This window comes from Micromonospora sp. NPDC049044 (assembly GCF_040649215.1).
Taxonomy (GTDB): domain Bacteria; phylum Actinomycetota; class Actinomycetes; order Mycobacteriales; family Micromonosporaceae; genus Micromonospora.
The window spans coordinates 115,831-127,752 of record NZ_JBEZFA010000011.1 but is presented as its reverse complement, the minus strand read 5'-3'; the positions used below and the strand labels follow the sequence as shown (position 1 = coordinate 127,752).

The 11,922-nt window shown below is 68.7% G+C and carries 11 protein-coding genes and 1 pseudogene; all 12 read right to left on the bottom strand.

From position 1 onward, the window contains the following. Positions 1–2: 2 nt before the first annotated feature. Positions 3–1,661, bottom strand: a complete 1,659-nt coding sequence (locus tag AB0B85_RS12005) for an ammonium transporter (RefSeq protein ID WP_357406314.1) — start codon at positions 1,659–1,661, stop codon at positions 3–5. Positions 1,662–1,687: 26 nt separating this feature from the next. Next, on the bottom strand, positions 1,688–2,713 hold the full coding sequence (gene yut, locus AB0B85_RS12000) for an urea transporter (RefSeq protein ID WP_357406312.1): 1,026 nt from the start codon (positions 2,711–2,713) through the stop codon (positions 1,688–1,690). 19 nt (positions 2,714–2,732) lie between these two features. Next, positions 2,733–3,650: an urease accessory protein UreD gene (locus tag AB0B85_RS11995; protein WP_357406310.1), complete on the bottom strand. Its 918-nt coding sequence runs from the start codon at positions 3,648–3,650 to the stop codon at positions 2,733–2,735. After that, positions 3,647–4,276: an urease accessory protein UreG gene (ureG, locus tag AB0B85_RS11990; protein ID WP_357406308.1), complete on the bottom strand. Its 630-nt coding sequence runs from the start codon at positions 4,274–4,276 to the stop codon at positions 3,647–3,649. The genes AB0B85_RS11995 and ureG overlap by 4 nt, the downstream gene beginning before the upstream one ends. A 60-nt stretch (positions 4,277–4,336) precedes the next feature. After that, positions 4,337–5,014 carry an urease accessory protein UreF gene (locus AB0B85_RS11985; RefSeq protein ID WP_357406306.1) on the bottom strand — a complete coding sequence of 226 codons (678 nt, stop codon included), beginning with the start codon at positions 5,012–5,014 and terminating at the stop codon, positions 4,337–4,339. A 22-nt stretch (positions 5,015–5,036) separates the two neighbouring features. Continuing rightward, positions 5,037–5,600 carry an urease accessory protein UreE gene (gene ureE, locus AB0B85_RS11980; protein WP_357406304.1) on the bottom strand — a complete coding sequence of 188 codons (564 nt, stop codon included), beginning with the start codon at positions 5,598–5,600 and terminating at the stop codon, positions 5,037–5,039. A gap of 61 nt (positions 5,601–5,661) precedes the next feature. Continuing rightward, a complete protein-coding gene (locus AB0B85_RS11975; RefSeq protein ID WP_357406302.1) occupies positions 5,662–7,380 on the bottom strand; it encodes an urease subunit alpha in 1,719 nt (572 codons plus the stop codon). A 174-nt stretch (positions 7,381–7,554) separates the two neighbouring features. Continuing rightward, a pseudogene (locus AB0B85_RS11970) lies at positions 7,555–7,890 on the bottom strand (urease subunit beta); the annotation flags it as partial. A 43-nt stretch (positions 7,891–7,933) separates the two neighbouring features. After that, entirely contained in the window at positions 7,934–8,236 is a 303-nt protein-coding gene (locus AB0B85_RS11965; protein ID WP_088948057.1) for an urease subunit gamma, read from the bottom strand. Between the two features lie 170 nt (positions 8,237–8,406). Then, complete coding sequence (locus AB0B85_RS11960) at positions 8,407–9,849, bottom strand: sugar porter family MFS transporter (protein WP_357406300.1); 1,443 nt, start codon at positions 9,847–9,849, stop codon at positions 8,407–8,409. Positions 9,850–10,029: 180 nt separating this feature from the next. Then, the gene (locus AB0B85_RS11955) at positions 10,030–10,866 is read right to left on the bottom strand and encodes an undecaprenyl-diphosphate phosphatase (protein ID WP_357406298.1); all 837 of its coding nucleotides are present in this window, start codon (positions 10,864–10,866) and stop codon (positions 10,030–10,032) included. After that, on the bottom strand, positions 10,863–11,915 hold the full coding sequence (locus AB0B85_RS11950) for an LLM class F420-dependent oxidoreductase (RefSeq protein WP_357406296.1): 1,053 nt from the start codon (positions 11,913–11,915) through the stop codon (positions 10,863–10,865). The genes AB0B85_RS11955 and AB0B85_RS11950 overlap by 4 nt, the downstream gene beginning before the upstream one ends. Positions 11,916–11,922 lie beyond the last annotated feature (7 nt).

Below are 11,922 nucleotides of genomic sequence, written 5' to 3'. Positions count from 1 at the left end.
TCTCAGCGCACGTCGGTCGCGAGCTGGATCTCCTGCACGAAGCACTCCGGACGCTCGGCGCCGTACCGAACCAGCACGTCCAACACCGCGGACACCGCCTCGCGCTCCACCACCACCTCGACCCGGGCCCGGCCCACGAGATCCTGGTCCTGCCAGTAACCCCGGGGCAGCGAACGGGCCGCCGGTTCGGCGGTGGAGACCGTCGCGTCGGAGAGCACGATGGAGGTGGCTCCCGCGCCGACCAGGGCGTCGCGAAGCTCCCGGGTCGTCGGCAGCAGCGTCGGGTTGACAGTCGCGGTGACCAGTCGGGCGTTCTGGATCGGCCGGGTGGGCCGCTCGGCGGCGTGTCCCGGTCCGGGCTGGCGGCGTTGCGGTGCGCCGGTGCCGTTGAGGCCCGCCACGCCGCCCAGGTGGTAGGCATCGGCGTCCTGCTGGGCGTGGTCGAGGTTGTCCTGCACGTCGGCGGGGGCCCGCAGCCCGAGTACGGCCTGCACCGCGGCGGCGATCGCCCAACTGAGCACGAAGGAGAAGGCCACCACGGTGACCACGCCGACGATCTGGTGCCACAGCAGGGATCCGCCGCCGCCGAAGAACAGGCCATCCTTGCCGAGCGGATTGATGCCGCTGTCGCCGAAGAAGCCGACAAGCAGCGAGCCGAGCATGCCGCCGACGAAGTGGACGGCGAGGACGTCCAGCGCGTCGTCGAGGCGGAGCAGGTACTTTAGCCGCAGCGCGAAGTGGCAGACGAATCCGGCGATCGCGCCGATGGCGATGGCGGAGACCGTGTTGACGTACCCGGCGGCGGGGGTGACCGTCGCGAGCCCCGCTACCGCACCGGAGACGCCGCCCACGACGGTGCTGTGGCCGTCCTTCACCCGCTCGGCGATCAGCCAGACGAGCATTCCGGCGGCGGCAGCGAGATGGGTGTTGATCAGCGCCTGGGCGGCGAGTCCGTTGGCCTGGAGTCCGTCGCCGCCGTTGAAGCCGAACCAACCGAACCAGAGGATGCCCGCCCCGAGGATGGTGAGCGGGATCGAGTTGGGCGGGGACGCGGTGCGCGGCCAACCCCGGCGGCGTCCGACGACAAGCAGGGTGCCCAGCACGGCGGCGCCCGCCGAGGCGTGCACCACCATGCCACCGGCCCAGTCCTGGGCGCCGAACCTGGCCAGCCAACCGTCGGGGTGCCAGAGCCAGTGCGCGACCGGCGCGTAGACCACTATGGACCAGATCGCCAGGAACGCGACCCAGCCGGCGAACTTCAGCCGGCCCGCCGTGGCCCCGGTGACGAGCGCGGGGGTGATCACCGCGAACATCATCTGGTACGCGACGAACGCCAGGGTCGGGATGGTCACCTGACCGGCGATGACGTGCAGGTGGGGCGCGGGCGGGACCTTGAGGTCGGTCAGGCCGAAGAGTTCGAGGTTGCCGAAGAGGCCGGTGCCGGCGTCGTCACCGAAGGCGATGGTGTAGCCCACCAGGACCCAGGTCAGGCTGACCACGCCCAGCGCGATCATGTTCTGCTGGAGCATGGCGAGCACGTTGCGGGTGCGGACCATGCCGCCGTAGAAGGCGGCCAGGCCGGGAGTCATGAACAACACCAGGCCGGCGCAGACGAGCACCCAGGCGGTGTCGCCCGAGTTCACCGCTTCCTGAGCGAGCATCGCAGCTCACCTCTCCTCTCGGTACGTCAGACGGTGCGTCTCACCTCGGTGAGGATGGACTCCTTGACGCGTTCGTGGTTGGGCACCGGCGCGAAGTGCCGCTTGGGTAGCAGCAGCAGCCAGGTGGCGATGTTGAACGGCCCGGTCAGCACCGGAATGCCCAGCGGGGTGAGCACAGTCGCCAAGGCCAGTTGGACGAACAGCGTCAACGCGATGCCGAAGAGCGTGTAGAGGGTGACCATCGCTCCGGGTCGGTGCAGCACCGCGCCCACGGCGATCGCTGTCAGCACCGCGTTGAAGCCGAGCAGGCCCTTGTCCAGGGAGGACGCGTCGGCGCCGAACCAGAGCGCCAGCAGTGTCGCGCCGACGGCACCGATCACCGCGAAGAGCGCCGACCAGCGGGAGTTGACAAGCAACGCGACCAGGATGATCAACCCGGTGACCCAGCTGTCGATCAGGTAGACCTGGGACACCCCGCGCAGGAAGGTGGGGATCAGGTCCCAGTTGAAGCGGCCCCCGGTCAGTTGCCCCTCGCCGGGGAACATCGGCTTCAGTTTGGTGAGCACTGTGAACCTGTCGAACTGGTAGGCGGCCATCAGCAGGACCCAGGTGGTCAGCACGAACGGCATGGTGAACGCGGTGAGCCCCCAGGTCTTGAAGATCGCGTTCAGCGCGAGGGTGACCACAGTCGTGGCGATCGCGCCGAGCACCAGGTAGAGCCACATCAGCGGTCGGTCGTCGAGGAACGTCGGGACGGCGATGCCGGTCAGGAACGGGCTGAAGCCGAACAGTCCCTTGCGTAACGAGGGCTCGTCGACCCGCAGGGCGACGGCCGTGGCGGTGCCGACGACGAGGCCCACTACCGCTCCCCCGAGGATCCGCGGTTGCCCGTTCTCGAAGGCCCCCCAGGCGACCGCCACGAGGACGAGCAGGCCGGTGAGCGGGTTGTTCTGCAGGACGACCTGCGCGGGCCCGCGCAGGCAGGCGTCGACGAACCCGAGCAACGGGTTGCTGTCACTCAGCCTGTCCCAGCCCTGGGTCACGCTCGTCACGACATGCTCCTCGGATGCGTCATCGCCAGCTGAACGTCGGCGGGAAGGTGCGGCCGGTCACCTCTTCACGGGCGGCCACGCAGAAGGCGCGGACGGCGGCACGAACCGCCTCGGTCTCCTGCCCCAGCACCTTGAAGATGAGGCCGGCGTCGTTCGGCAGTCGGCTGACGGCGCTGGCCAGCGGTGTGTTCTCGTCCCAGACCGGCGTCGCGGTCCGTTCGAAAACGCGGGCGGCCCGCTCACCGCTGGTGAGCAGTACGACGTTGCCGAAGATGTGGAAGCGGTCCATGACCCCGACCCGCGCCACCGGAAACTGCCCGGGGGCCGCCACGAACTTCTCCACGAACAACTGCCGGCCGTCCGGGCGCTCGGCCCGTAAGCAGGAGGAGAAGAGGTCGTAGGCGAACAGTTCGCCGTCGCGGTAGTACTTGCGGCCGGGCTGCAGGACCTCGGCGTAGAGCATTGTGGCGTTCTCCGGGAGCCGCACCCGGGTGTCGGTGACGAACCGGCTGCCCCGGTACGGGATGGTCGGCTCCGGGAGGTATTCGAGATAGCTGTCCTCGGCCAGGGTGAACGTCTGGATCTGCGAGCCGTAGTTCGCGTCCATCTCCTGGATCTTGGTGGCGGCCTGGGTGACCAGGTGCGCCTGGCTGCCCGGCGCCAGGTCGACCTCCAGGTGCAGGCGGTCGCCCTGCAGCACCCCGCCGGAGGTGGTGAGGATCATGACGCAGGGCAGCTGCGGCATCTCCTCGTCCCAGTACAGGGCCCGCTGCACGAGCAGTGGTGACTGCCGGTAGAGGTCGTGCAGGATCGTCCGGTCGCCGCGCCGCTCGAACCCGAGGCGCAGGATGCCGACCTTGCCGTTGGACGCCGCGGGCAACTGGGCCGGTTGGTCCTGGTACGGCTCCAGTTCCCGCGCGCTGTCCAGTGTGATCATGCGACCACTTCGGCGTCGAAGAGCGCGTTGCGGCGGATCAGCGACACCAGTTCGTCGATGCCCTCGCCGGTCTTGCAGTTGGTGAACACGACGGGCTTGTCGTTGCGCATCATCGCCGCGTCGCGCGCCATGACGTCGAGGTCCGCCTCCACGTAGGGCGCGAGGTCGGTCTTGTTGATCACGAGGATGTCGGACTTGGAGATCCCCGGACCGTTCTTGCGCGGGATCTTGTCGCCGGCCGCCACGTCGATGACGTAGATGAAGAAGTCGACAAGCGCGGGGCTGAACGTGAGGGTGAGGTTGTCCCCGCCGCTCTCGATGAGCACCACGTCGCTGTCCGGGAAGCGGGACTCCATGTCCTCGACCGCCGCGAGGTTCATGCTCGGGTCCTCCCGCACCGCGGTGTGCGGGCAGGCCCCGGTCTCCACCCCGAGGATCCGCTCCTCGACCAGCACCCCGGTCAGGGCGCGTCGCACGTGCGTGGCGTCCTCGGTGGTGACGACGTCGTTGGTGATCACCAGTACGCGCAGTCCGTTGTCTACGAACCGGGGCACGACCGCCTCGATGATCGCGGTCTTGCCGCTGCCCACCGGGCCGCCGACGCCGATACGACTTGCCGACTTCATGATGTGACCTGTCCTTCTCAGAGACGTTTGAGGTGCGGGAAAGATGCGGGTGTCCGGCTCTCAGCTCATGAACATCCGCACGTGGACGTGCTGGTGCGCGGCGGACAGGACGTCGAGGTGCGGTCCGAAGGTCTGCATGTCGTCGAGGTCGGCGGTGCGCACGTCGCGGTAGTCGTCGGTGACCTTCTCGTTGACCGCGAACAGGATCGACTGCGCGTCGAGGTGGTCGACCCGCATCAACCGGATGGCGGCGCTGAGCACCGTCGAGGCCGCGCCGTACTGGTGGGCCGCGAAGGCGTCCTCCTCGGGCACCCCGAGGTCGGCGAACACCACCCCGAGCGCGACCGGGTACGTGACCGGCACACCCGCCGCCGTCTCGTCGAGCCGCTTCTTCAGCAGCGTCTCCCCGACGATCCGGGTCGCGGCTTCGGCCAGCTTGCGCCCCATCCGTACGGACATGGTGCGCATCTCTTCATTGATCTTGCGGAGGTGCACGGCCTCGTCGGCCCGCCGGATCCGGTCGAGGTCCCCCGCGCCGGCGGCCCGGTGACCGACGAGCAGGGCGACCCCGTCCCCGGTGGCGGCGAGCCGGGTGACCGTCCGGACGTACTCCTGAAGGGTCGTCCGGTCGTGCACGACACCGTGCTCGACGGCCATCTCCAGGCCGCTGGAGAAGGAGAAGGCGCCGACCGGGAAGACCGAGTCGCCGAACTGCAGCAGCTTCAGGGTTTCGGCCATGGTGCGCACCGTGCGGCCCCGCTCAGTTGAGGTCGGCGGGGAGGTGGGAGTGTGGCGTCGAGTCCGCGCCGCCGAACAGTCGCCGCGACTCGTGCGGCGCGAGGTAGGCGATGATCTCGGTGCCGGGAACGAACTCGTGGGTGATCCCGGTGAAGGCGTGGGTACGCATCACCGAGTCCATGACCTTGCGGTCCACGGTCAGCGGGACGTACATCTTGGTGCCCTTGACCACCGCGGGCCAGTGCTGGTTGCCGATGGCGTGACCCAGCTCGACGGCCGAGCGGATGAGCAACTCGGCCGACTCGCCGCGCAACTTGTCGAGGTGGACCACCATCACCTCGCCCAGCTGCACCCGGGCCACCACCGCCGTGGCGCTCAGGTCGTCCCAGGCCAGGACGTCGCCGTCGCGCAGCCGGACGCCGCGCTCCAGCGAGACCGACAACTCCGCCCCGGAGGTGGTCAGCTTGCGGATGCGGCTCTTCTGGGCATCCCACTGGTCCAGGACCAGGTCGTCGATGCGCGCTTCCTTCAGGCGCAGCATCCAGTCCGGCTCGTTCATGTTGCCCAGCACCGTCTCGACGAGCACGGGCCTCTCCTTTCGGTGGATGTGCCGGGACCAGGCGCGTGCGGGCCCGGCCCGGCGGGGGTCAGCTGAAGAAGTAGAGCTGGCTCAACGGCAGGTTCCGGGCCGGCGGCACTGTCGCGTGTACGCCGTCCATCTTCACGGCGAAGGTCTCCGGATCGACCTCGAGCTTGGGCAGCCGGTCGTTGCGGACCATGTCCCGTTTGGTGAGCCCGCGGGTCCGGTACACCGGCATGACCTGCCGTTGCAGGCCGAGCTGTTCGGCGATGCCGGCCTCGTGGGCGGCCCGGGACACGAAGGTCACGCAGGTCTGGGCCAGCTGACTGCCGTACGCGGCGAACGAGGGTCGGTAGTAGACCGGCTGCGGTGTCGGCAGCGACGCGTTCGGGTCGCCCATGATCGACCAGGCGATCATGCCGCCCTTGAGGACGAGCTTCGGCTTCGCGCCGAAGAACGCCGGTTCCCAGAGCACCAGGTCGGCCATCTTGCCGGGCGTGACCGAGCCCAGCACGTGCGAGATGCCCTGGGTGATCGCCGGGTTGATGGTCATCTTCGCGACGTACCGCAGCACCCGGAAGTTGTCGTTGGCGCTGGAGTCCTCGGCGAGCTTGCCGCGGGCGGTCTTCATCTGCCCGGCGAGCTGGATGGTGCGCAGCCAGGTCTCGCCGACGCGCCCCATGGCCTGCGAGTCGCTCTGCATCATCGAGATGACGCCCTCGTCGAGCAGCACGTCCTCGGCGGCGATCGTCTCGGTCCGGATCCGGCTCTCCACGAAGGCCACGTCCGAGGGGACCTGCGGGTTGAAGTTGTGACAGACCATGATCATGTCGTACAGCTCGGACTGGCTGTTGATGCCGTACGGCACGGTCGGCGTCGTCGAGCTGGGCAGCACGTTCATCTGGGCGGCGACCTTGATGACGTCCGGCGCGTGCCCGCCGCCGGCACCCTCGGTGTGGAAGGTGTGGATCGTGCGGCCCTCGAACGCGGCGATGCTGTCCTCGAGATAACCACTCTCGTTGAGGGTGTCGGTGTGGATGCTCACCTGCACGTCGAACTCGTCGGCGACGTCCAGGCAGGCCCGGATCACCGCCGGCGGGGCACCCCAGTCCTCGTGGATCTTGAAGCTCGGCGCGCCGGCCATGATCTGTTCCACGAGCGGGGCCCGGCCGGTGCTGTTGCCCTTCGCCATCAGGCCGATGTTGATCGGGATGCTCTCGAAGGCCCGCATCATCGCCTGGATGTTCCACGGCCCCGGGGTGATGGTGACGCCGTTGGTGCTGTCGGTCGGGCCGGTGCCACCGCCCCACAGGGTGGTCACGCCGTTGCTCAGGGCGGCGTACGCCTGCAGGGGCGTCACCAGGTGCACGTGCGTGTCGATGCCCCCGGCGGTCAGGATGAGGTGCTCGCCGGAGATGGCCTCCGTGCCCGGACCGGTCACCAACTCGGGGGTGACCCCGTCCATGATGTTCGGGTTACCGGCCTTGCCGATGCCGGCGATCTTGCCGTCCTTGACGCCGACGTCGGCCTTCACCACGCCGAGCGTCGCGTCGAGGATTGTCACGTTGGTGATGACCAGGTCCAGGCCGCCCTGCGCGTTCGTGTACTGGTTGTTGACCCCCATGCCGTCGCGCAGCGTCTTGCCGCCGCCGTACATCACCTCGTCGCCGAGGACCCGGAGATCCTTCTCGATCTCGATGTACAGGTCGGTGTCGCCGAGCCTGATCTGGTCACCCGTCGTGGGGCCGTACATGCCGGAATACTCTTGCCGGGAAATCTGGCTCATCGAATCATCTCTCCTGCCCGAGGCGCGCAGCCCTGCGGGTTAATCGATCTACTTCTTCTTGCCCTTGGGGTCGTCCTGCTGCTCCGGGGCGAACTTGAATCCCCGGGTCTTGGCGTTGTGGATCGCCTCGGTACGGTCCGGCCGGTAACTGGGGGTCGACTCGCTGCCGCTCCACCCCTGCACCAGACCGTTGAATCCGTAGACACGCTGCTGCCCGCCGAAGGGGACGAGCTCGACTGTCTTCTTGTCGCCCGGCTCGAAACGGATCGAGGTCGTCGCCGGGATGTTCAGTCGCCTGCCGAAGGCGGCCTCCCGGTCGAAGGCGAGCATCCGGTTGGCCTCGAAGAAGTGGAAATGTGAGCCGATCTGGATCGGTCGGTCGCCGGTGTTCTGGACGACAACCTCGGTGACCGGCCGACCCGCGTTCAACTCCAGCGGTTGATCGCTCAGCACGTAGCCGCCGATGGGTCGCACGTGCTTCGAGTTGGGGCCGGGATGTTGCGTGGCCATGTCCTGCTCCACCTTCCTGGGGATCGCGTCCGGGCTGCTGCGCCTATCGGATCGGTGAGTGCACGGTGACCAGTCGTGAGCCGTCGGTGAAGACCGCCTCGACCTGGATCATCGGCAGCATGTCCGGCACGCCGGGCATCACGTCGTCGGCGCTGAGGGTGCTGCGGGCCTCGTTCATTACCTCTTCGACGGTCTTGCCCTCCCGCGCCCCCTCCAGGGCGGCGGCGCAGATCACCGCGACGGCCTCGGGGTGGTTCAGCTTGATCCCCCTGGCCTTACGGGCGTTCGCGACGATGGCCATCGAGAGGATCGTCAGCTTGTCGAATTCCCTTGGTGTCAGATGCACTGTCCTGGTCCTTCACGACTGTCGGTCGGGAGCCGCCAGCCCGCCGAGCGGACGGCCACCGGGCGAACACGACGCTCGACCCGAATAGCTATTTGTCCGTCAGATCCGTTTTGGGCGACTTCGAGTCGAACGTACGCCCCGTCCCTGCGTGGTGGGTCAGAAGTCGAGAATCACGCCCGCGACTTCGCGCCGGAGCCGTGCCGCCGAGCGTCGGTCTGCCACATCTGCTGAATCTGTTCGAGGGTCCTGCCCCTGGTCTCCGGCAGGTACCGCCAGATGAACAGGAAGCCGACCACGCAGGTGCCGGCGAAGAGGGCGAACACCCCCGATCGCCCCAGGGCGTCGAGCATGCTCAGGAAGAACTGCGTGACCAGGTACTCGGTGCCCCAGTGGGTGGCGGAGGCGATCGCGACGCACCGGCCCCGGATGCGGCCGGGGAAGATCTCGTTGATGACGGTCCAGGCGGTCGGTCCGATCGACATCGCGTAGAACGCCACGAACATGACCACGCCAATCAACAGGAAGATGCCCGCGTCGGTGGGACGGTGCCCGGTCGCTCCTGCGGTCCGCGTCGACGGGGGCATCTTCGCGAAGCTGACGCTGACCACCACGAGCGAGACCGCCATGCCCAGCAGCCCCACCAGCAGCAGCGGCCGGCGACCGAGCCGATCCAGGAAGGCGACCGCGACCAACGTGAAGAGTGAGTCGACAGCACCGATCGCCCAGGTGGTCGCTGCCAGTTGCGCCTGCGGGGTGTGGAACCCGGCGGCCGAGAAGATCTCGTCGGCGTAGTAGATGATCCCGTTGATCCCGGTCAGTTGCTGGAACAGCGCCAGGCCGACACCCAGCACCAACGGACGCCGCCACTGCGGCGACACCACCTCCCGCCACCCCGCCCTGCCGGCCGAGAGGCTCTCCTCGACGGCGTGCAGCCGCTCGGGCACCTTTCGTGCCGGCACTGTCGCCCGTAGGGATGCCTCCGCCCGACGCCTGTCCCCCCGCCCGAAGTACCAGACGGCCGAGTCGGGGATCACCGTGGTGACCAGGGCGAGGGCCACGCCCAGCAGCGACGCCGCCGCCAGCAGGTAACGCCAGGAGCTGCCGGCCTCGAACAGCTCGTCGGCCAGGTAGCCGACGAAGATGGCGAAGGTGGTGGAGAACTGGTAGACCGCCAGGAGGCTGCCGCGGATCCGTTCCGGCGCGGCCTCCGCCGCGTACATCGGCCCGGCGACCGAGGCCACCCCGATGCCCAACCCCAGGATCAACCGCGCACCGAACATGACCCCGATGACCGGCGCCACCGCCTGCACTATGGTGCCCACCGCGAACGTGGCGGCGGCGACCCACAGCGCCCCCCGCCGACCGATCCGGTCCGCGAGGTGACCGCCGAGCAGGGCACCCACGAGCGCCCCGGGCGTCACCCAGCTCGCCGCCACCTCGACGGCGAAGGTGTCCGCGTGGAAGGTCTGCCGAATGTCGCGCAGCGCACCGCTGATGACGCCCTGGTCGTAGCCGAAGAACGCACCGGAGAGCACGACGATCGCCAGGACCGCGACGAGGTTGCGTCTCGGTGGCCGCCCCCGACCACGCATCGGGCCAGCACTCGCAGTCACGGTCGCCCCCTCCGCCGCGAGCCACCGACAGATCCCACCCGGGGAGACAGCCCGATATCAGCAGGATAAGTCCGTTAAGTCGGTCTCGTAGAGCACAACCGAAACGCCGAGCCCGCCCGGCCGCGCACACAGAGCGGCCCCCGTCGCCGCTGTCGCGGACGGGGGCCGGCTGCGGGCGGATCAGGTGGCGCTGATCGTGCCGGTCATCAGCAGAGCGAGGACCAGGGTGCCCAGCGCGACCCGGTACAGCACGAAGACGTACAGGGTGTGGTGGGCGACGTAGCGCAGCAACCAGGCGATGGCCGCGTACCCGATGCCGAAGGCGATCACGGTGGCCACGATCGTCTGCGCCACTGTGGGCACCGAGGTGCCCGGGGCGGACGGCTCGAAGACGTCCCCGAGGCTGAACACCCCGGACATCACCACCGCCGGGATGGCTAGCAGGAAGGAGTACCGTGCCGCCGCCTCCCGGGTGAGGTTGAGCAGCAGGCCGGCGGTGAGCGTGCCGCCGGAGCGGGACACCCCGGGGACCAGCGCCATCGCCTGGGCGAAACCCATGACGATGCCGTCCTTCATCCGGAAGTTCTCCAGGGTGCGGGTCTGCCGCCCCCAGTACTCCGCGAACGCCAGCACGAAGGCGAACACGATCAGCGTGGTCGCCACCACCCAGAGGTTGCGCCCGGCGGTCTTGATCTGGTCCTTGAACAGGAAACCGAACAGCCCGATCGGAATCGAGCCGACGATCACGTACCAGCCCATCCGGTAGTCCAGGCTGGAACGCACCGACGTGTCCCGCAGGCCGACCAGCCAGGTGCGGGTGATCCGCCAGATGTCCTTGGCGAAGTAGATCAGCACTGCCGCTTCGGTGCCGAGCTGGGTGACCGCGGTGAACGACGCGCCGGCGTCCCGGTCGAAGAAGATCGCCGAGGTGATCCGCAGGTGCCCCGACGAGCTGACCGGCAGGAACTCGGTAAGGCCCTGGACGATGCCCAGGACAATGGCTTCAACCCAGGTCACTCGCCGACTCCCGACAGATCAAGTGCCTCGGCGACGGTACGCAGGGTCTGCACACCACTGTCCCGGTCGGCCACGAACAAACTCACCGACAGCGTGGTGACGCCGGCGGCAGCGTACTCCCGCATCCGCTCAGCGACCCGCTCCTTCGGGCCGAGCAGCGAGGTGCGGTCGATGAACTCCACGGGTACGGCGGCGGCGGCGTCGCGCTGCCGCTTGGCCAGGTACAGCTCCTGCACCTCGCGGGCGGCGTCGCCGTAACCCATCCGGGTGGCGAGCTGGTTGTAGAAGTTCTGCTCACGGCTGCCCATGCCGCCCACGTACAGCGCGGCGTACCAGCGGACCAGCTCGGCGCAGGAGGCGACGTCGTCGCCGATCACGACGGGCACCGAGGGCACCACGTCGAACCCGGCCAGTTCCTTGCCGATCTTGGCCCGTCCGGCCCGGACCGAGGCGAGCTGCTCCTCGGCGAACTCCGGGGCGTAGAACACCGCCAACCAGCCGTCGGCGATCTCACCGGCCAGCTCCAGGTTCTTCGGACCCACCGCGGCCAGATAGATCGGTATCCGCTCGCGTGGCGGGTGGAAGCCCAGGCGAAGGGCCTTGCCGGGGCCGTCCGGCAGCGGCAGCGTGTAGTGCTGCCCGTCGTACGCCACCTCCTTGCGGGCGATCGCCAACTTCACGATGTCGACGAACTCCCGGGTCCGGGAGAGTGGCTTGGCGAACCGCACACCGTGCCAGCCCTCGGAGACCTGCGGGCCGGAGACGCCCAGGCCGAGCCGGAACCGGCCGCCGGAGAGCGCGTCGATGGTGGCGGCGGTCATGGCGGTGGCGGCCGGCGTTCGGGCCGGGATCTGCATCACCGCCGCGCCCACGTCGATCCGTTCGGTCTGGCCGGCCATCCAGGCGAGCATGCTTGGCGAGTCGGAGCCGTAGGCCTCCGCCGCCCACACCACCGAATAGCCCAGCCGGTCCGCCTCCTGGGCCAGCGCCAGGTGGTCGGCCGGTGTGCTCCATGCGGTCTGGTATCCAAGACTGAGCCCGAGTCGCACTGGTCCT

Excerpts from the sequence above, each read along its gene's own strand:
- AB0B85_RS11985 (WP_357406306.1), bottom strand. The coding sequence starts at position 5,014 with ATGGCCGAAACCCTGAAGCTGCTGCAGTTCGGCGACTCGGTCTTCCCG.
- AB0B85_RS11995 (WP_357406310.1), bottom strand. The coding sequence starts at position 3,650 with ATGATCACACTGGACAGCGCGCGGGAACTGGAGCCGTACCAGGACCAA.
- ureG (WP_357406308.1), bottom strand. The coding sequence starts at position 4,276 with ATGAAGTCGGCAAGTCGTATCGGCGTCGGCGGCCCGGTGGGCAGCGGC.
- AB0B85_RS11975 (WP_357406302.1), bottom strand. The coding sequence starts at position 7,380 with ATGAGCCAGATTTCCCGGCAAGAGTATTCCGGCATGTACGGCCCCACG.
- AB0B85_RS12005 (WP_357406314.1), bottom strand. The coding sequence starts at position 1,661 with ATGCTCGCTCAGGAAGCGGTGAACTCGGGCGACACCGCCTGGGTGCTC.